The sequence below is a fragment of the Acinetobacter sp. BHS4 genome, from assembly GCF_018454425.1.
Lineage (GTDB): Bacteria > Pseudomonadota > Gammaproteobacteria > Pseudomonadales > Moraxellaceae > Acinetobacter > Acinetobacter pittii.
Window position 1 is genome coordinate 245,910 of record NZ_CP075323.1, and the last position, 19,087, is coordinate 264,996.

18 protein-coding genes and 1 tRNA gene are annotated in these 19,087 nt (G+C 37.9%); 6 read left to right on the forward strand and 13 right to left on the reverse strand.

What is annotated here, in order from left to right; translation table 11 throughout:
* Window positions 1–24: 24 nt before the first annotated feature.
* Window positions 25–711: a hypothetical protein gene (locus KIP84_RS01110; protein ID WP_213689173.1), complete on the reverse strand. Its 687-nt coding sequence runs from the start codon at window positions 709–711 to the stop codon at window positions 25–27.
* 289 nt (window positions 712–1,000) lie between these two features.
* Here KIP84_RS01110 and KIP84_RS01115 point away from each other — a divergent pair, with 289 nt between their 5' ends.
* Entirely contained in the window at window positions 1,001–1,447 is a 447-nt protein-coding gene (locus KIP84_RS01115) for a hypothetical protein (RefSeq protein ID WP_213689174.1), read from the forward strand.
* Between the two features lie 123 nt (window positions 1,448–1,570).
* On the opposite strand, the gene KIP84_RS01120 is transcribed toward KIP84_RS01115, so the two are convergent.
* The 6 genes from KIP84_RS01120 to KIP84_RS01145 all read right to left on the reverse strand — a co-directional run bounded on the left by KIP84_RS01120 (window position 1,571) and on the right by KIP84_RS01145 (window position 4,280).
* Window positions 1,571–1,849, reverse strand: a complete 279-nt coding sequence (locus KIP84_RS01120) for a type I restriction endonuclease subunit M (protein WP_213689175.1) — start codon at window positions 1,847–1,849, stop codon at window positions 1,571–1,573.
* A gap of 60 nt (window positions 1,850–1,909) precedes the next feature.
* Window positions 1,910–2,251 (reverse strand): hypothetical protein, encoded by a 342-nt coding sequence (locus tag KIP84_RS01125; protein WP_020753526.1) that lies wholly within the window; start codon window positions 2,249–2,251, stop codon window positions 1,910–1,912.
* On the reverse strand, window positions 2,238–2,768 hold the full coding sequence (locus KIP84_RS01130) for a hypothetical protein (protein WP_020753525.1): 531 nt from the start codon (window positions 2,766–2,768) through the stop codon (window positions 2,238–2,240). Before KIP84_RS01130 ends, KIP84_RS01125 begins: the two co-directional genes overlap by 14 nt.
* A gap of 77 nt (window positions 2,769–2,845) precedes the next feature.
* A complete protein-coding gene (locus KIP84_RS01135; RefSeq protein WP_020753524.1) occupies window positions 2,846–3,295 on the reverse strand; it encodes a hypothetical protein in 450 nt (149 codons plus the stop codon).
* A gap of 56 nt (window positions 3,296–3,351) precedes the next feature.
* Window positions 3,352–3,678, reverse strand: a complete 327-nt coding sequence (locus KIP84_RS01140) for a hypothetical protein (RefSeq protein ID WP_020753523.1) — start codon at window positions 3,676–3,678, stop codon at window positions 3,352–3,354.
* 62 nt (window positions 3,679–3,740) lie between these two features.
* The gene (locus tag KIP84_RS01145; protein WP_104080813.1) at window positions 3,741–4,280 is read right to left on the reverse strand and encodes a hypothetical protein; all 540 of its coding nucleotides are present in this window, start codon (window positions 4,278–4,280) and stop codon (window positions 3,741–3,743) included.
* A 118-nt stretch (window positions 4,281–4,398) separates the two neighbouring features.
* On the opposite strand from KIP84_RS01145, the gene KIP84_RS01150 reads away from it, so the two are divergent.
* A complete protein-coding gene (locus KIP84_RS01150; protein WP_017402814.1) occupies window positions 4,399–4,653 on the forward strand; it encodes a helix-turn-helix transcriptional regulator in 255 nt (84 codons plus the stop codon).
* 30 nt (window positions 4,654–4,683) lie between these two features.
* On the opposite strand, the gene KIP84_RS01155 is transcribed toward KIP84_RS01150, so the two are convergent.
* Together KIP84_RS01155 and KIP84_RS01160 are read right to left on the reverse strand one after the other, a co-directional pair.
* A complete protein-coding gene (locus KIP84_RS01155; RefSeq protein ID WP_017402813.1) occupies window positions 4,684–4,911 on the reverse strand; it encodes a helix-turn-helix transcriptional regulator in 228 nt (75 codons plus the stop codon).
* Window positions 4,912–4,927: 16 nt separating this feature from the next.
* Entirely contained in the window at window positions 4,928–5,086 is a 159-nt protein-coding gene (locus KIP84_RS01160; protein ID WP_005134555.1) for a hypothetical protein, read from the reverse strand.
* Window positions 5,087–5,874: 788 nt separating this feature from the next.
* Here KIP84_RS01160 and KIP84_RS01165 point away from each other — a divergent pair.
* Entirely contained in the window at window positions 5,875–12,741 is a 6,867-nt protein-coding gene (locus KIP84_RS01165) for an Ig-like domain-containing protein (protein WP_213689176.1), read from the forward strand.
* A 492-nt stretch (window positions 12,742–13,233) separates the two neighbouring features.
* Here KIP84_RS01165 and KIP84_RS01170 read toward each other — a convergent pair.
* Window positions 13,234–13,309: transfer RNA gene (locus tag KIP84_RS01170), tRNA-Thr, on the reverse strand.
* 124 nt (window positions 13,310–13,433) lie between these two features.
* Window positions 13,434–14,678 carry an MFS transporter gene (locus KIP84_RS01175; protein WP_213689177.1) on the reverse strand — a complete coding sequence of 415 codons (1,245 nt, stop codon included), beginning with the start codon at window positions 14,676–14,678 and terminating at the stop codon, window positions 13,434–13,436.
* 137 nt (window positions 14,679–14,815) lie between these two features.
* Between KIP84_RS01175 and KIP84_RS01180 the strand changes: the two genes are divergently transcribed.
* Window positions 14,816–15,736, forward strand: a complete 921-nt coding sequence (locus KIP84_RS01180) for a LysR family transcriptional regulator (RefSeq protein WP_213689178.1) — start codon at window positions 14,816–14,818, stop codon at window positions 15,734–15,736.
* Here KIP84_RS01180 and KIP84_RS01185 read toward each other — a convergent pair.
* Window positions 15,733–16,620 carry a DMT family transporter gene (locus KIP84_RS01185; RefSeq protein ID WP_213689179.1) on the reverse strand — a complete coding sequence of 296 codons (888 nt, stop codon included), beginning with the start codon at window positions 16,618–16,620 and terminating at the stop codon, window positions 15,733–15,735. The two genes, KIP84_RS01180 and KIP84_RS01185, sit on opposite strands and share 4 nt — an antisense overlap.
* A gap of 227 nt (window positions 16,621–16,847) precedes the next feature.
* Between KIP84_RS01185 and KIP84_RS01190 the strand changes: the two genes are divergently transcribed.
* Window positions 16,848–17,591: a hypothetical protein gene (locus KIP84_RS01190; RefSeq protein ID WP_213689180.1), complete on the forward strand. Its 744-nt coding sequence runs from the start codon at window positions 16,848–16,850 to the stop codon at window positions 17,589–17,591.
* Window positions 17,592–17,610: 19 nt separating this feature from the next.
* A complete protein-coding gene (locus tag KIP84_RS01195; RefSeq protein WP_057068914.1) occupies window positions 17,611–18,003 on the forward strand; it encodes a hypothetical protein in 393 nt (130 codons plus the stop codon).
* Window positions 18,004–18,049: 46 nt separating this feature from the next.
* Here KIP84_RS01195 and KIP84_RS01200 read toward each other — a convergent pair whose 3' ends face one another.
* A complete protein-coding gene (locus KIP84_RS01200; protein ID WP_213689181.1) occupies window positions 18,050–19,051 on the reverse strand; it encodes an aldo/keto reductase in 1,002 nt (333 codons plus the stop codon).
* Window positions 19,052–19,087: the final 36 nt, after the last annotated feature.

Here is a 19,087-nt window from a genome sequence, read left to right on the forward strand (position 1 = left end):
GGTAGTTAAGGCGTTGTAAAATTACTACTTAAAAAAGTATCTTGATGTATCAAAAAATTTGTCTAAGGTCTTTGGTACATTTAAACGGAAAGCATCGGTAGGAGCATTCGGTAAATCGAAAAATTTATAGATAGTTTTAAATATCAATTGATCATTTTCATCTAATAAATATAAACCGAATCCTCCCGTTGGGTCAGAATCTGTAATAGGGCATAGAAGAAAAATCAATGTAGAAGGATCTGAGTTAGCAGTTCTTTTAGATAAATCATTTACACACATAGGGTTAAAATGTTCACCTTCTATATTTCTCCAAATTTTTTCCTTCCACTGAAATTCTGTTATTAGTTTACGGTATTTTTCATCTCTCAAGTAACAAACTAGACAATCTGCTAAAGCGGACATAATTTGTGATAATAAAAAGTTAGTAAATAGAGTTTCTTCTAGAGAAGATTTATCATAAGAGATATTACACGTAGCCTTAAGAGTAGAAAAAGAAAAGGTTTTATTTTCTCCTTCTTTTGTAGCAGATGATAATTTTTTTAAGTATTCGTCGACTTCTCCATTTCCGTCAATTTTGTCAAATTCTGAATAATAAGATGTGATCTGAAATACAGATTGATTTTCCTCTATAAAGTTTTTGACTAAAGTATTTTTTGTATGTTCGCTTATACAAAGTTTAAGGGGGGTTTTAGCTTGTGGAATGCGGTACATAGTAGTATTCCTTTAAATGGATTAGTGGCATGAGCTAAGAAATAAATTCTTCATTAAATGCTCAAGTTGGGCCACTATAACAAATATAGTTTTTTACCTATAATTGGGTTTATATGTTTATAATTAATTGAAATTTATAAGTAATTATTGTAATTTTAAATATCAATACAAAGGCTTATAATAGGGGGTTTAAGCCTAATAACTCACCATCAAAAATTGGTCCTCTTCCAATTTTTAGTGAAGAAATAAATGTACCTATGGTTTTGTAATTTTATGTAAGTGTATTCTAATGAAAAAAGAAATTGAGAAATTCTTGTCTGAACGTTATCTAGAAGAAAAGGAAACTAGTGCACAAAGATTACGAGCATTTTTTCCTGAGTTATCTAGAAAAACTGCTTACAACTATATAAAGAAATTTAGAGCGAACAAAGAGAATGGTATACCTTTACAAAATAAGAGGCAGAGGTTAATTCCACAAAAAAAGTTTGCTGAATTTATGATTGAGTTATTAAAAAATGAAGGTTTTAGGTCTTCAAAAGATTTATATGAAAAAGTACTTAAGATTAATGGAATATCTCGTTCAACGTTTAATGCTTATTTTAAGGAATTTAGAGATAAACATAAGCCGAATAAAAAGAAATATAAAAGAGTTATTTATAAAAGCAAAAATAAATTTATAGGGTTTTATACGGTAAAAAGACAATCTGAAAACAACCAAGGCAAAATGAAGAAATAAAGGTCTTCGGACTGCTAAAACGTTTGCCTGTTTATTCTTAAAATTCATTCGTGTTTGATTGATGTGCCTTAATAAAAAAAAGACCTTAAGCTATTAAAGCTTTAAGGTCTATCTACGGTTCTGTTAGTAATCACTAGGTAATAGAATCGTTGTTAATGTCCTATCTGTTTCAGTGATAACCCAAATTTTCTCCTTGTCAAAATTGTAGCTTGAGAGAATCCGGAGATCCTCAATCAAAGCCTGTTCATTTGCTTCAAGGTCAGGTTCATTTAAATTACCCCAGTCGCCATGTTGATGTCGATGAAGTAAATCGAAAGGAGTAATGCATTTTTGAGTCATGAACTCTACTGCATTTTTAGTAGTCACGACTTTTCCCAAAGCGAATAAGATATGCCTTGTCATAAAATAGCCTTAGATAAAAGTTAGAAAGAGGTTTTGTAGGAGAGGGTGCTGTAAATAGCTTTAGATCGCTGTCAAAGAATGATTGTTGAATATGTCATTCGGAACATAGATTAATATGCCTTCATTATCATTAAGCAATACATAAACCTCATACCAATTCTCTTTCTTTTCGACATATTCCACTTCACCTAAGTGAAGCTTATCGCTCAGACTAAAGGTCAGATTGGCAAGCGGTTCAGATAAATCAGATTCATCTTCACAAATAATAAACCACCCATGTAGGGTGGCTTGATAAGGCTCATTGTACTGTTGCTCTAAAGTCAGAATGTGATTGGAAATACTGTCCTTAATCGCTTCATTCTCTAGATGTGATAAATCATCTTTGGTCTTAATGCACTTCATCATGCGTTTCTTCCCCAACTTCGGATTCGATAGATTGATTCTTAGGTTTTGGACCACGTTTGGCAGGAATCTTAGTCACTATATTCTCTTGAATATCAGTTTTACCTACCATTTCTTCAAGGCGAAGAGGCCATAGTTCATATTCCTCTATCACTTCCAGTAAACGGGCTGTTTGGGGGTGTAAGCGAATGACCTGTTGATCAACTAAAGCAGCACCCAAGAAACTATAGTTATTAACTGATTTTCCTATGAATAAGTCCTTCAAGGCAGTTGCATGGAAAGGTTTCCCAGACTGCAATAATTCTTTGATCGTTTTGAGGATGTCATCTACCTTGATGAGTTCAGAACTAAATCCACCAGATGATTCATTGTGGCTCAAAGCAATACCAAGAGATAAATCATCATTGTCTTGCCAAAGTTGGTAATGCAATTGGCCTTTAGAGCGTTCCGAAAGCTTATTGCAAATAAAGGTTTTGATGAGGGTTTGATTAACCTTATCGAATACGCGTTGTTGCATGTTGAAATTCCTTAGAAATAAAAAATCCCGATGACCTTTAAAGATCATCGGGATTGATAAATTGATAATGGGTTTGGTTAAAACATTGCATCACATGATGCTATGTCTTTCGCTACAGCTTTAATACTGTGAGGATTAGGCGTAAAAGTTGTTATCTTCTTATTATTCACGAAGACATCAATTTTCTTGGCTTTGGCAATACCATGAGAAAAATCATACCAAGCATTAGCTCCATTGCGCCATTTGGTTGAACCCGCAGGAGCAACAGAAGTTTTTCCGTCCAATAGGAAGGATAATGGGTATTTAGAGTCAGTATTTTCATACCGATTTTTCTTTGTTTGTAGATTTGCAGAATGATCATAATCATCACCTGCACCTTCATTACAGGCTACCCAAAGTGTATTACCCTTAGTATCTTGAATCGAATATTCAATAAAACCTTGAGCATAGCTTGATTGCCATACATTCGGTGTCGCGTGGGCAAAGCCAGCAAAAGTGAGTAATGAAACAAGTAATATATTTTTCATTGTTATTCCAGAAAAGAATTTTAGATGAGGGAGTCTCCCTCATCTATTCGTGTAGGTTAACTTACTTTAGAGGGAGTACGTTTGCATGGTCGAATACTTTGAATGTATTGACCATCTCCCGTGTCGTGAAAGAAACCATATTTTGACTGAATTTCCAGACATTGACCTTTTTTAAAGGGTTTAAGCTGTTCTGCAACCTTTACGGGAAGTGCATACAGATTGAGGGTGACTTCACCTTTAGTGGTATAGAATACGACTGCTTCTTCACCAAAATCAATGGGTTGTTTCAAGGTGATTTTTTCAGTTTTCGCCGTTGCTACAGAGCACATCAATAAACTAAGTAAGCCACAAGTCAGTAGCTGAACCATTTTTATGGTTTTCATGATTGTTCTTCCTGATAGATGAATGAAAGTAAGTCCTTTGAGTTGATATCAATTCCGATACATTATCGGCGCTGTTCAACCTTTTGTACCTCACGCTGTACGCAAGCATTCCAAGGGGGCGAGCTTTCAACATATTGAGAGCAGTTTCTTAAAGCACCCATAGAAGCCTGTTGCATGGTGCCAAGCATTTGTCCATACGCATCAATATCAGCAATTGAGACATCACCTGCACGTTTGGTTTGAGCTGAATACTGACGTTGGGTAGCTTGTTCAGCTTTCCTTTGCTGTTCCAATGCTTGTTGAGCGCGAAGTTCCTGCTGCTTTAACACTAAATATTCTTCCTTAGTATTAAAGTCAGCAAAGCCAGTAATTTCTCCGTCAGCGTTGTATTTCAAAGCCCGCCATACAGTTTTACCTTTTTCAGATACGGGGATTATACCGTCAGGTGAACTCATGATTCGTTGAGCCATTTCCTGTTGTTGCTGAGATTGATAAGAAACCACCAATTCATTAGCGGAATTAGCAACTTGTTGAACATCTGGATTACCAGAGAATGTAGCCACTGCAGTCAGTGCAGAGCTAAGTAGATTTGAAAACCCCATCTTTATGCACCTTATATTTTCTCGTTAGAAAGTGAAGATTTAGTTCTGAATTCAGGATTAGTTACATATTAAATGTATCTATATTGGGTACAAAATATATTGTATCGATAATAGGTACATGACAGCAAGTATCAATACCCCTGAAATGCAGGCTTTAACTAAGTGGTTGAAGCAAATGCGGGAAGAACAACACCTCACTATGCGAGCATTAGCTGAACGCATGGGTAAACCACACTCGTATGTTCAAAAGGTTGAACAAGGCGAGCGTCGGTTAGATGTTGTCGAGTATGTTTGGTATTGCCGTATACTTGGAATTACCCCAGAGGAGGGGTTAGAGCAGATTAGGCAAGCGATTCCAGCATCAAAAAATTGATATGGATCATAATAACTATTAAGAAGAGATTTACTTGTTTTGCTCTTGAGGATCAAGATCAATTAAGCGAATACCCTGATGAGGGTCAATATTCAAGGCTTGGCAATAATAAATAAATTCAATGACCTCCAAGCGATAATCACCATGTTCCACATCTTCAATGTATTGCAAAGGTTTGCCCAGCCTATGAGCTAATTGCTGTTGAGTTAGATCATTGAATTCGCGTTGCTGTTTGAGCCACTCTTTCAAAGCTTTCATTTTCATCTCCATGTACTTAGATCATAACTCCAACTACAGCATGTAGTTTAGTGAGAACATGCGTATCTTGGTCATTGCAGATACGAATAGCATGTGCAATGGACTGGATTTGTGGATGAGGAATTGATGCAAGAAGATCGGAAACTGTATCAAGCTCAGGAAAGTATTTCTTCATGGTCACTCCTTGGTTAATAGACCATGTAGATAATATCTATGCAAATTCAAGACAAATACAGGCATTATTATTTTTATGGAAGATAACTAAGAAATATAATTGACTCTAAGCATATATCTGATTGAGGATCAGTAATTGAGACAAGTACAAATAGGTTGTGTAGATAGTATCTTCTGTTCTTTGATGTAAGCTGTCTATACATGATTTTAAATAGAGTTTAGAAAACTTAAAGTGGATAAGAGCATTTTTTTAATAAATTTAGGTGAATAGCCATTGCTATAATAATTAAGAATAAAATTGGTTTTTAGAAATTTTATATTGAGAGGGAAATAGTGTTTGGTTATTTTAAGTGAAAATATTTCTTGATTTTGAAAATAAGTTAAAATATATTGAATGGCATTAGGTTTTTTTGAAAATATTAGAAATAGTTATCAGTTTATAGCCCATAACTTCCCCAAGGTATGGGTTTTTTTTTATAGAAGATATTTAAAGTTAAATTAAAAATTTAGATGTTTTTTTTTAATAAAACTCTGGATGAATTTATTGGTAAATATGAGCCTTATACAAGCAATTTGATGTCTATGCGACACATCCTAAAAATGTTGAACAAGTAAAGTAGTTGAAACCTTAAAATGGCCTCTAGACTTATAGTCTTGAAGATTTTTTTAGATAAAATTTATAATAAAAGTGTGAACTAGTTAGTAGAATAATTAATTTTTAATTATTGTGTAATTATTCTTATGTTTTTGTGGTAGATTTTTGTTTATTTTTTTGGATTATTTACAAAAATGCAAAACATACTTACTTTTATTAAAAATGGTCAAAAATTTACGTTAGATGCAAGCAATATTAAAAGTGTAAGAGATACGGGAAATGGTTTTGAAATCACTCTTAAAAGTGGTGAGATAATTCAAGCTGAGTCCTATAGCGTTACTCCTAATACTCAACCAGTGGAGCAAGTTTCTAGTCAGCAAGTAGAAAATAATTCTGAAGCTGATGAGGAAGTTGAAAAAGAAGAAGTTTTAAAAGAAAAGAGTTTATTGGATTCACAAGCAATGTTATGGGGTGGTGCTGCGATCGCACTTGGTGGTATTGCGGTAGCAGCATCAGGTAGTGGTGGTAGTGATGGTTCAGCACCTTCTGATCAAACTCCTCCAGCAAGTTTAACTAAAATATTGTCTAAAGATGGTAAAACGGTAAGTGGTTTAACAGAAGCTGGAGCAACTGTTATAGTTGAAAATTCGGCTGGAAAAGTAATCGGTTCTGCCAAAGCCGGAGCAGATGGGACATATTTAATTAATTTGGATAAAGCCTATATTAATGGTGAAATACTAAAAGTTTCTGCTCAAGATACTGCTGGTAATAGTACTGTTAAACAAGAACTTATCGCTTCTGATATTACAGCTCCTACTTTAACACATGCTATTTCTTCTAACGGTAAAACTATTACAGGTTTGACAGAGGCTAATTCAACTGTCACCGTCAAAGATTCATCTGGAAAAATTATTGGAACTTCAAAGTCTGATAGTGATGGAAAATATACAGTCATACTAGATAAAGCTTATTTAAATGGTGAAAAGCTTACTATTTCTGCTGAAGATTTAGCTGGTAATAAATCAACGATTCAAACAATTTTGGCTGACGATAAAACTGCGCCAATAGGTTTAACAGCGATTATTGATTCTGCGGGTAAAGCGGTTACAGGTGTAACTGAAGCTAATGCAGCAGTAACAATAAAAAATACGGCGGGAACCGTAGTCGGTACAGCTACAGCTGATGCCACAGGTAAATACTCGATTATCCTAGATAAAGCTTACTTGAATGGAGAAAGCTTAAGTGCAACAGCATCAGATAAAGCGGGTAATGCTACAGTACCAAAAACAATAGTTGCACCCGACACCACTGCACCTTCAAGTCTGACTATAACTATCGACACAACAGGTAAAGTGGTTACAGGTATAACTGAAGCGAATGCTGTTGTAACCGTTAAGAATGCTACAGGAACTGTAGTTGGTACAGCTACAGCTGATGCTACAGGTAAATATTCAATTACCTTAGATAAGGCTTATCTAAATGGCGAAAGCCTAAGTGCTACAGCATCAGATAAAGCGGGTAATACTACAGCACCAAAAACAATAGTTGCACCGGACACCACTGCACCTTCAAGTCTGACTGCAACTATCGACACAACAGGTAAAATGGTTGCAGGTGTAACCGAAGCGAATGCTGTTGTAACCGTTAAGAATGCTACAGGAACTGTAGTTGGTACAGCTACAGCTGATGCTACAGGTAAATATGCAATTACCCTAGATAAAGCTTATCTAAATGGTGAAAGCTTAAGTGCTACTGCAGCAGATAAATTAGGTAATGCTACCGCACCAAAAACTATTGTTGCGCCAGATACCACAGCACCTTCAAGCTTAACTGCAACGATTGATGCTGCAGGTAAAGTGGTTACAGGTACGACTGAGGTGGGTGCTGTTGTAACCGTTAAGAATGCTGCAGGAACTGTAGTTGGTACAGCTACAGCTGATGCTACAGGTAAATATTCAATTACCCTAGATAAAGCTTATCTAAATGGTGAAAGCTTAAGTGCAACAGCGGCAGATAAATCAGGTAATACTACCGTACCAAAAACAATAGTTGCACCGGACACCACTGCACCTTCAAGTCTGACTGCAACTATCGACACAACAGGTAAAATGGTTGCAGGTGTAACCGAAGCGAATGCTGTTGTAACCGTTAAGAATGCTACAGGAACTGTAGTTGGTACAGCTACAGCTGATGCTACAGGTAAATATGCAATTACCCTAGATAAAGCTTATCTAAATGGTGAAAGCTTAAGTGCTACTGCAGCAGATAAATTAGGTAATGCTACCGCACCAAAAACTATTGTTGCGCCAGATACCACAGCACCTTCAAGCTTAACTGCAACGATTGATGCTGCAGGTAAAGTGGTTACAGGTGTAACTGAAGCCAATGCTGTTGTAACGATTAAAAATACTGCAGGAACCGTAGTTGGTACAGCTACAGCTGATGCCACAGGTAAATACTCGATTACCCTAGATAAAGCTTATCTAAATGGTGAAAGCTTAAGTGCAACAGCGGCAGATAAATCAGGTAATACTACCGTACCAAAAACAATAGTTGCACCGGACACTACGGCACCTTCAAGTTTGACTGCCACTATAGATGCTGCAGGTAAAGTGGTTGCAGGTGTAACTGAAGCGAATGCTGTTGTAACCGTTAAGAATGCTGCAGGAACCGTAGTCGGTACAGCTACAGCTGATGCTACAGGTAAATATGCAATTACCCTAGATAAAGCTTATCTAAATGGTGATAGCTTAAGTGCTACTGCAGCAGATAAATTAGGTAATGCTACCGCACCAAAAACTATTGTTGCGCCAGATACCACAGCACCTTCAAGCTTAACTGCAACGATTGATGCTGCAGGTAAAGTGGTTACAGGTGTAACTGAAGCGAATGCTGTTGTAACCGTTAAGAATGCTGCAGGAACCGTAGTCGGTACAGCTACAGCTGATGCCACAGGTAAATACTCGATTACCCTAGATAAAGCTTATCTAAATGGCGAAAGCTTAAGTGCAACGGCTGCAGATAAAGCAGGTAATATCACAGCACCAAAAACAGTTAATGCTCCAGACACTACGGCACCTTCAAGTTTGACTGCCACTATAGATGCTGCAGGTAAAGTGGTTACAGGTGTAACTGAAGCGAATGCTGTTGTAACCGTTAAGAATGCTGCAGGAACCGTAGTCGGTACAGCTACAGCTGATGCCACAGGTAAATACTCGATTACCCTAGATAAAGCTTATCTAAATGGTGAAAGCTTAAGTGCAACGGCTGCGGACAAATCGAGTAATACCACAGCACCAAAAACCATTGTTGCACCAGACACTACAGCACCTTCAAGTTTGATTGCAACGATTGATACAGCAGGTAAAGTGGTTACAGGTGTAACTGAAGCAAATGCTGTTGTAACAGTTAAGAATGCTGCAGGAACCGTAGTCGGTACAGCTACAGCTGATGCCACAGGTAAATATTCAATTACCCTAGATAAAGCTTATCTAAATGGCGAAACTTTAAGTGCAACGGCGGCAGACAAATCGGGTAATACCACAATAGCAAAAACAGTTGATGCGCCGGATACCACGGCACCTTCAAGCTTAACTGCAACGATTGATTCATCAGGTAAAGTGGTTACAGGTACGACTGAAGCGAATGCTGTTGTAACAGTTAAGAATACTGCAGGAACCATAATCGGTACAGGTACTGCTGATGCCACAGGTAAATATTCAATTACCCTAGACAAAGCTTACTTAAATGGCGAAAGCTTAAATGCAACAGCGGCAGATAAAGCAGGTAATATCACAGTACCAAAAACAGTTAATGCTCCAGATACCACTGCACCTTCAAGCTTAACTGCAACGATTGATTCATCAGGTAAAGCGGTTACAGGTACGACTGAAGCAAATGCTGTTGTAACAGTTAAGAATGCTGCGGGAACCCTAATCGGTACAGCTACAGCTGATGCTACAGGTAAATACTCGATTACCCTAGATAAGGCTTATCTAAATGGTGAAACTTTAAGTGCAACGGCTGCGGACAAATCTGGTAATGCTACCGCACCAAAAACAGTTAATGCACCCGACACCACTGCACCTTCAAGTTTAACTACAACGATTGATTCATCAGGTAAAGTGGTTACAGGTGTAACTGAAGCCAATGCTGTTGTAACGATTAAAAATACTGCAGGAACCGTAGTTGGTACGGCTACCGCAGATGCCACAGGTAAATACTCGATTACCCTAGATAAAGCTTATTTAAATGGAGAAAGCTTAAGTGCTACAGCATCAGATCAATCTGGTAATGCTACCGCACCAAAAACAGTTAATGCACCCGACACCACGGCACCAACAGGTTTAACTGCAACGATTGATTCATCAGGTAAAGTGGTTACAGGTGTAACTGAAGCGAATGCTGTTGTAACAATTAAAAATACTGCAGGAACTATAATCGGTACAGGTACTGCTGATGCCACAGGTAAATATTCAGTTACCCTAGACAAAGCTTACTTAAATGGCGAAAGCTTAAGTGCTACAGCATCAGATCAATCTGGTAATGCTACCGCACCAAAAACAGTTAATGCACCCGACACCACGGCACCATCAAGTTTAACTGCAATTATAGATGCTGCAGGTAAAGTGGTTACAGGTACGACTGAAGTAGGTGCAAGAGTGACAGTAGAACAAATAACTGCTATTTATAAAGAAGTCACTGTTTTAGAAACCCAATCTGTTTTGAGTGAGACAGTACAGTCAAATTCTTTATCGAAAACATATTCTTTCGAAGTTACAGGCACAAATGCACATGTTTCTTTAAATTTGAGTTCTTCGACTAATTCACTTTCTGGTAGTTATAGTTCAACTCTTTCTAGTGCGAGTTTAAATACAAGTCTAAATGGTAGTATTTCCCAAGTTGGAGACGGCAATTACAGTATTGATTTAGCAAAAGGTTCGGTATTACCGCCTGGAACCTATACTTTGACAGTAAATTATTCTAGTTCAATGGTCCCCGTTATAAATGTAAATGTAACGCAAGAAGTGCCAAAAACTATTTTAGAAGTAGACCATTACGAAACAAAAGTTGTAGGCACAGCTAATGCAGATGAGGCAGGAAATTATTCTATTACTCTTGATAAAGCTTACTTAAATGGTGAAAGCTTAAGCGTAACGGCAGCAGATCAATCGGATAATAAAACTGAAGCGAAAGAGGTTATTGCACCAGATAGTACGCCACCAATTTTGCATCAACCAACTATTCAAGGTGGATGGGCTGAAGGGCAATCAGTACAAGGTACAACTGAAGCAAATACCACAATAATTGTTAAAAATACTGCAGGTGATGTAATCGGTTCGGCAATAGCTGATGCATCCGGGTATTACAATGTAATTTTGAATACAGTTTATGAAGATGGTGAATTATTAAAAGTAATTGCTGCGGATGCTAAAGGTAATGAAAGTTCAATTAATATAAATGCACCTGATACTACGGCACCTATATTGGCTAATTTGTTTAATTACGATGCTAGTACAGATAAAATTATTTTTAATGCGCCAAGTGATAGTTATGCTGTTGAGCAAAAAATTGATGGGGCTTGGGTTCACGTAAATATTGAGGAAAAATTCGATTGGTTAAATGTAGAATATAGGGTAACTGCTACAGATCAAGCTGGGAATAGTTCTCAACCACTAACCACTATAATTAATACTGTATCAGGAACTTACAAACCAACAGACCCTACATTTACTCAAATTATTAAAGGATCTACTGGAAATGATTATCTATATGGCGGGAACGGAGATGATACGTTAATTTCTAATACAGGTTCGGACTATCTATATGGTGAGTCTGGTAGTGATACGTTGATTTATGGTGGTAATTCAAATGGCTATACGGCTTTACTAGGTCAAGCAGGTAATGATACTTATATTGTAGATAAAACATTACTTGGTTCATCAAGTTATATTCATATCTTAGATAATACAAATGAACAAAATACACTTTATTTGAAATCAGTTTCAGCTGATGAAATTATCTTAAAACAAGCTAGTGCGGATAGAATTATTACATTTAATGATTTAACTGCCACCATACATTTTGGTGAGGGACAATTATCCTCAATTGTGTTTGACGATGGAACAGTTTGGAATAAAGCACAAATTGAAGCCAATATTATCGGTAGATTATTAGGTACAGATGGAGATGATCATTTACTGGCAGATGCTAATTATTCCATAATTTATGGTCTAGATGGTAATGATACGATACAAGGTGGTGTACAGGATGATTATCTGTATGGTGGTGATGGAGATGATACGTTAATTTCTAATACAGGTTCGGACTATCTATATGGTGGGGCTGGTAGTGATACGTTGGTTTATGGTGGTAATTCAAATGCGTATACGGCTTTATTGGGTCAAGCAGGTAATGATATTTATATTGTAGATAAAACATTACTTGGTACATCAAGTTATATTCATATTTTAGATAATACAAATGAAGAAAATATTCTTCATTTAAAATCAGTGCTTTCTAGTGATATTTCACTTAAGCAGTCGGATTCACTAATCATAATATCATTCAATGATTCAGCATCAACAATACGTTTTGGTAAGGATAATTTATCTTCTATTGTATTTGATGATGAAACTGTTTGGGATAAAGCTCAAATTGAGCAACATATTGCCAAAACTGTGCTTGGTACAACTGGTAATGATGTAATTGAGACAATTATAGCAGATCAAACTTACTCTTATAATTTAGATGCTGGCGCAGATACGTTGATTTTCAATGTTCTTGATAATATAGATAATTTAGGCGGAAATGCTAAGAGTGAGTGGACGGATTTTAATCTTGCTGAGCAAGATAAAATTGATTTATCTCAATTACTCATAAATGACAGTGGAAATCTTCAAGGCTATGTATCTGTACAAGATACTCAGTCTGGATTAATTGTTTCTGTTGATAGGGATGGTTCAAGTCACTCTATGTATAATTCTCAAGAATTGATTTTGCTTGTAGATAATCATAGTTCATTAAATGATTTGATCGCATCAAATGTATTTATTCATTAACTTATTTTACCGCAAGTCAAATAGTAAATTGACTTAGATTTATCGGATCTTTATTAGAGGAAAGGCAGCTTTGTTTCTAGTGACGAGGCTGCTATCTATAGATTTTAATAGCATATCCAATATTAATGATTTTTATACTTGGAAATTCCCCACAACCATCAGGCACTCCCCTTAGATGTCCAGCCCGAAACAGGAAATGCAAGGAACTTTTAGAATTCCCCTAACGTCTTAAGTTTTCCATGCGTTCTGCTCTGTGCTGCGATAGCAACTATGAAAGTTGGTATATCGACATCGCAATTCGCATGGAAGGCCAAAGAGCTGGAAACGATATGGGGAACATGTTGGATAAGGAAAAAGAGTAGGCCCAATGATCTATTTGGACCAACAGACTATCGATCAAATGGACCGTTAAATAGTCCGTTGGGCTAGCACTGTACAAAACCTACAGGCAACAAAAAACCCCATAAATCAAATATTCATGAGGTTTAATGATGGTGCCGGCACACGGATTCGAACTGTGGACCTACTGATTACAAGTCAGTTGCTCTACCAACTGAGCTATGCCGGCGATGTGGAGTGAATTTTACAGTTTCTTAAAAAAAATACAAGCCAAAAAATGAGCATTTAAATTTTTTCATATGATTTTTAAATGCTCATTGGGTTTAGCCTAAAAAAGTTAAGGTTTTACTACATTAATGCGCTTTGGCATGTGATGTATAAATCGCTAAAAATATTCCAATTAAAGACAAGAACACGGTTAAACCGACAATCGCACTCCAGCCACCGTGTAACCAGAACCAACCACCTGCCGAGCCGACGATACTTGAACCCATATAGTAAAACAGCAAGTAAAGCGAACTGGCATGAGCTTTAGCTTGTTTGCTTTCGGCACCCACAGAACTACTCGTAAGTGAGTGGGTAATAAAGAAGCCTGTAGTAATAAATGCGATGCCAATAATAATGCCAAAAAGAGAGCTGAGCAGGGTCATGAGACTCCCTACAATCATTAAGGCAAAGCCGCTCATCATCATGGTTTTTTTGCTAAAGCGATCGGCTAAGCTACCTGCCAATGATGAAGACACCATACCAAAGCTATACGACAAGAAAATAAGGCTAATTTGTGTCTGACTGAGTGAATAAGGCGCTCCACTTAAACGGAAAGTGGCATAGTTAAACAAGGTCACAAACACACTAGTGAGCAAGAACCCAATGGCAAACAGACGTAATAGTTTTGTATTGGTTAAATGAGCGCGCCACATTTGCATGTGAAAGCCTAAATTCAGCCCTTTTTTCTGCACAAAATTACGCGATGCGGGAAGTAATTTTAAAAAGGCAATTGAGCAAACAAAACAGATTGCTCCAAGTAAGCCTAAGGCGGTGCGCCACGAAAAATATTCAACCAAAATACCCATGCCGACACGGCCCATCATGCCACCAAAAGCCGTACCTGCAATATATAAACCCATAGTTTTACCTAGGTGCTCAGGTGCAATTTCTTCGGCAATCCAAGCCATCGTCACTGCGGGAACACCACCGAGCAATAAACCTTCTAACGCGCGTGCCATCAGTAAACTGTGCCAGTTTGGGGTAAACATTGAGACAATATTAAGAACTGCTGCACACAGCATGGACGTAAAGATTACACCACGACGGCCAATCGCTTGTGAAAACGCGCTTGATAGCACAATCGAAATCGCCAAAAAGGCAGTCGTTAATGACAGCGCTAAAGAGCTACTCGCAGGGCTAATCCGGAAACTTTGGCTAAATGCGGGCAGGAGTGGCTGTACACAATAAATCAGAGAGAAACTAGCAAAACCTACCAGGAATAAAGCAAATCCTGCGTGTTTATAGGCTTTAGTCCCTTTGTGAATCCACTCACGGGAAAGAACAGACGTTGCCTCAGTGTTTAAGGTCCTGGGTGTAGATGAAGAGTTCATATCATGACCATGACAGAAAAAGAGCAGTGCCTAAAGGCATGCTGCATCGAGAAAATTCGATAAATTAAAATTAGCAATTTGAGAGGTATTTTTCTAATATATTTAACAATGGATCATAATATGTTTTATATATAGCAATGGAACTCAGGCATATACGCTACTTTTTAGCGGTAGCAGAAGAAAAAAACTTTACCAAAGCTGCGCAACGTTTAAACATGAGCCAGCCGCCTTTAAGCATGCAAATACGAGACTTAGAAGAAGAGCTAGGTGCAGATTTATTTATTCGTTCGCCTCATGGGGTGGAGCTGACCGAAGCAGGGCTTGCCTTTTTAAATGCCATTCAGCCTGTACAGCAGCGTGTAGAAGATGCGGCGAGCTTAGTTAAACAAGTGGCAAATGGCGAAGTGGGCCAATTACGGCTAGGTTTTACAGGCACTTCAATGTTGAACCCTTTAATTCCTAAATGCGTTCGTTATTTTCAGCAGCAATATCCGAAAGTGAATTTAAAACTTGAAGAAGCCAACACTTTACTGCTCATCGATTTGTTGCTTGAAGATCGCTTAGATGTCGCGATTATTCGTTCACCACGAAATATTCCAGATAGTTTAATTATTCAAGAATTATTAGCAGAACCACTCATTGCGGCTTTGCCTTCCGAGTCTTTTCAACTCGATGATGCATCACCAGAAATTGATTTAACGGCACTACGAGAGCTTGATTTTATTGTCTCGCCACCATCCATTAGTGCAGGGCTTTTTGATGCGATTAAACAAGCCTGCCATGAGCGTGGCTTTGAACCGAAAATTGGACAAAATGCTCCGCAAATTGTGTCGATTTTATCGTTAGTGTCTGCAAATTTGGGGGTGTCTTTGGTTCCCGAGTCTACCAAACAATTGCAAATACAGGGTGTGGCTTATCGCTCTTTGAAAGCGCCTGTTCCTACGGTGGGTTTAGGGCTTGCTTATAAGAAACATGCCCCTTCACAAATGGCGATTAACTTTGCCAGTGTGGTGCAAGTCGCTTGTCACCACGCCAACGAAATAGATGAAATCGGCTAGTTTGATTTTGGCGCTTTATTAATTAAAACGATGCCTGAAATAATAAAAATCGCGCCATATAAAAACGATAAAGTCGGCTGTTCATGAATGAAAACCCAAGCCATAAGCGCTGCAAAAATAGGTTCTGAAAGCTCGGTCACTTGTACCTTTGCGGCACTCATATAAGACAACGCTTTAGTGGTACAGAAAAAGCCGAGTATGGTTGGTAGAACAGCTAAACCAATCAAACCTAAAATGATGTCACTATTAAAAGTAATGCTATGCAAGTTTATTAAAAACGGAACTGCAAGATAAACACTACCAAACAGTAGTAAGTATTTAGTCAGAAACAGGCCGCCGTTTAATTTGAACTTTTTCACTAAAACCGAAAATAAGCCATAACCCGTACCGGCAATAGAAGCATTAATCAGCATTAAAAGGCTATTTTCACCTTTCCACGAAATAATACTAATCCCAGCAACCGCTAATAATGTTCCAATAAGCGAATGAATATAGATGCTTTCTTTTAAAATGAACCTCCCAAAAAATAGGGCAGAGATGGCAGCCGAAGCCATGAGTACCACCACCACATTGGCCGCAGCACCATGGTTATAGGCAATGGTCTCAAAAAAGAATAGCGAGAAAATTCCTAAAAAAGCACATATGGCAATTTGAGCAAAAACGCTGAGTTTACTTGGCGTGTTGCTAATAAATGCAACCTTTTGGCTGTCAGGCACTTTAAATAAAAACATACTTAAAAAGAAAAAGGCGATAATGGTTTTTAAAAAGGCAATGTCTTGCGGGTTTAAACCACTGTGCATGAGTAATTTACTAATTACACCAATAGATGCATTTAAAGCTGCTGCACACAGTGCAAATAGGGTTCCAATAATTAAATTATTCACTCTTATAATTTTTCCTAATTTTTACGCATGCAGTCTACATTATTTTTTGGTTGAATATTCAATTAAAGTAACCAGTTAAGTTCAATATTTTCAAAAATTTATTTTGTATGGATTTAACTATTTTTATAAAAACATAAACTCTTCTAATAGACTTTTGTTTCAAATAATTGTGATTTATAGCGCCAGCTCATATTATATAATTAGTTAATTATTAAAGAATTTTAAAAATGATTAAATCGATTATTTCAGGTTGCGCGGTTCTCACACTTTCGGCTTTGGCGGTCACGCATGCAGAGTTTTCTTTTGAACAAGAATTACAACAAAGCTGTAATAAAGTGAAGCAATACGCGAGCTTAGGTAAGAAAAACTACGACCAAAAACAATATAAAAAAGCGCTCGAAAATTTCCAGAACCAAGCCTCTTGGACAGCATTTTGTAAAGCCAATGCAGACGAAACCACAGTTAAATTTACCGACCGAGATATTGAAGTTGCCAACAATAATGTGGGCTTAGCCTATGCTAAATTGGGTCAACCACTCTGGGCAAGATCGTGGTTTATGCTCGATGAAAAATCAAAATCTAGCCAGTTTAATCTTAAACTGTTACCTGCCCCTAAAGCATCAAATGACCTATCAGGTGAATATGTCCGTTACTCCGGTTTTGGGGAGTGGGATCACATCACGGTAAGTCGTAAACAGGGCCAATATGCAATCAGCTATGCCGGTTTATATATGGGACTTAGAAGCTTGATCTATGGCCCAAACATGGGTGAGTTCGACACCAAAATGCCGACTAATAAAAAGCAAACGGTTTATAAAAATGAAGACTGCCGCATTCAGCTCGATTTTAAATCTAACGCGAAATTAGGAAATTATATTCAAGTTAAACAAAGCGAAGGCGAGTCGGGCTGTGGCTTTGGACATAACGTTTATGCCGATGGAACGTATTTAAAAGTTGAGTCTGGAAAATAAAAACGATAGGAACACAATAATGAAAAATATATTTGCGCCTTTACTACTTCTTTCGACGGTTATTTTTTCTGCTCACATTTATGCAGAGCCAACCAGCACCTGTAAGGAAGTGAAATTCCAAAAATCCGATGAGACGTGGAGTGGGCACTATTATTTAAATGGCGTGATGGAAGTTGGTTCAGAACTTTTACTCCAGCCAGACGGCAAGTTTCAATGGATGCTCGCTGTGGGTGCTTTAGACCAATATGCCGAAGGCACATGGTGGAAAAACGGGGGCTGTATTGGTTTAAAACCAGACTCTAAATTTAAAAAGGGTTTAAGCATTTTCCCTGAAAGCCTAACGATTTCGGATAAATCCTTAGATGCGATCTGGGAAGGTGGACGCCAGCAAGGCACATATAGCAAAGACTAAATTAAAAAAGTCCGACACGGAGTCGGACTTTTTTATGGCCTATATTTTAGTGATTCACCGCAGCAAGTTGCTGAGCGTTATAGCGTGCGCCCATGTTTGGATATCTCGCGATAATCGCTTCAATTTCTGCCAAATCTGCTGCTGTTAAATGAAGGTCTACAGCAGCCGCATTTTCCACAAGACGTTCGATTTTACGCGTACCCGGAATTGGAATAATGTCGTCACCTTGCGCCAAAATCCAAGCCAAAGCCAGTTGAGCTGCTGTCGCGTTTTTGCTTTGGGCAAACTCGCTAAATGCTTGCGCCAAGCTTTGGTTATTTTTCCAGTTATCACCTTGATAACGTGGTAACTGACGACGGAAATCGTTTTCGTCTAGGTTGCCCACATCAAGCGTATTGGTAATTAAACCACGTGACAGCGGTGAATACGGCACAAGGCTAATACCTAACTCACGAATGGTTTGCAAATGGGTTTGCTCAAACTCACGGGTAAGTAGCGAATATTCATGTTGAACCGCTGCAATCGGATGAATCGCATGTGCTTTGCGAATGGTCTCAGCCGAAGCTTCACTGAGTCCTAAATAGCGAACTTTACCTTGTTGGACTAAGTCAGCCATTGCGCCAATGGTGTCTTCAACTGGAACATTCGGGTCAATGCGGTGCGCATAATACAAATCAATCACGTCTGTATTTAAACGTCTTAAACTGTTTTCGACCGCAACTTTAATCCACTCAGGAGAGCCGTCGATATAAGACTCTAAAGAGTTTTGTGGGTTAAGGTTATCTTCTTTATAGCGGAAGCCAAATTTGGTCGCCAAAAATACTTTGTCGCGATGTTTTTCTAAAACTTTTGAGAGTAAAACTTCGTTTGCGCCGTTGCCGTACATGTCGGCAGTGTCCCAAAAGTTAATGCCGAGGTCTAATGCCTTTTCTAGAGTGGCAATGCTTTGTGTGTCATCTGAGGCACCATAGGCAAAGCTCATTCCCATGCAACCTAAACCAAGTGCTGATACTTTTTCGCCTGTTTGTCCTAAAGTTCTATATTTCATTTTTCACACTCTTTTTGCAAAATCACTTGAGTAGAA

Coding starts and splice junctions, on each gene's coding strand:
- KIP84_RS01130 (WP_020753525.1), bottom strand. CDS start 2,768: ATGCAACAACGCGTATTCGATAAGGTTAATCAAACCCTCATCAAAACC.
- KIP84_RS01135 (WP_020753524.1), bottom strand. CDS start 3,295: ATGAAAAATATATTACTTGTTTCATTACTCACTTTTGCTGGCTTTGCC.
- KIP84_RS01165 (WP_213689176.1), top strand. CDS start 5,875: ATGCAAAACATACTTACTTTTATTAAAAATGGTCAAAAATTTACGTTA.
- KIP84_RS01155 (WP_017402813.1), bottom strand. CDS start 4,911: ATGAAAGCTTTGAAAGAGTGGCTCAAACAGCAACGCGAATTCAATGAT.
- KIP84_RS01110 (WP_213689173.1), bottom strand. CDS start 711: ATGTACCGCATTCCACAAGCTAAAACCCCCCTTAAACTTTGTATAAGC.
- KIP84_RS01115 (WP_213689174.1), top strand. CDS start 1,001: ATGAAAAAAGAAATTGAGAAATTCTTGTCTGAACGTTATCTAGAAGAA.
- KIP84_RS01190 (WP_213689180.1), top strand. CDS start 16,848: ATGATTAAATCGATTATTTCAGGTTGCGCGGTTCTCACACTTTCGGCT.
- KIP84_RS01195 (WP_057068914.1), top strand. CDS start 17,611: ATGAAAAATATATTTGCGCCTTTACTACTTCTTTCGACGGTTATTTTT.
- KIP84_RS01145 (WP_104080813.1), bottom strand. CDS start 4,280: ATGGGGTTTTCAAATCTACTTAGCTCTGCACTGACTGCAGTGGCTACA.
- KIP84_RS01140 (WP_020753523.1), bottom strand. CDS start 3,678: ATGAAAACCATAAAAATGGTTCAGCTACTGACTTGTGGCTTACTTAGT.
- KIP84_RS01150 (WP_017402814.1), top strand. CDS start 4,399: ATGACAGCAAGTATCAATACCCCTGAAATGCAGGCTTTAACTAAGTGG.
- KIP84_RS01120 (WP_213689175.1), bottom strand. CDS start 1,849: ATGACAAGGCATATCTTATTCGCTTTGGGAAAAGTCGTGACTACTAAA.
- KIP84_RS01160 (WP_005134555.1), bottom strand. CDS start 5,086: ATGAAGAAATACTTTCCTGAGCTTGATACAGTTTCCGATCTTCTTGCA.
- KIP84_RS01200 (WP_213689181.1), bottom strand. CDS start 19,051: ATGAAATATAGAACTTTAGGACAAACAGGCGAAAAAGTATCAGCACTT.
- KIP84_RS01175 (WP_213689177.1), bottom strand. CDS start 14,678: ATGAACTCTTCATCTACACCCAGGACCTTAAACACTGAGGCAACGTCT.
- KIP84_RS01125 (WP_020753526.1), bottom strand. CDS start 2,251: ATGAAGTGCATTAAGACCAAAGATGATTTATCACATCTAGAGAATGAA.
- KIP84_RS01180 (WP_213689178.1), top strand. CDS start 14,816: ATGGAACTCAGGCATATACGCTACTTTTTAGCGGTAGCAGAAGAAAAA.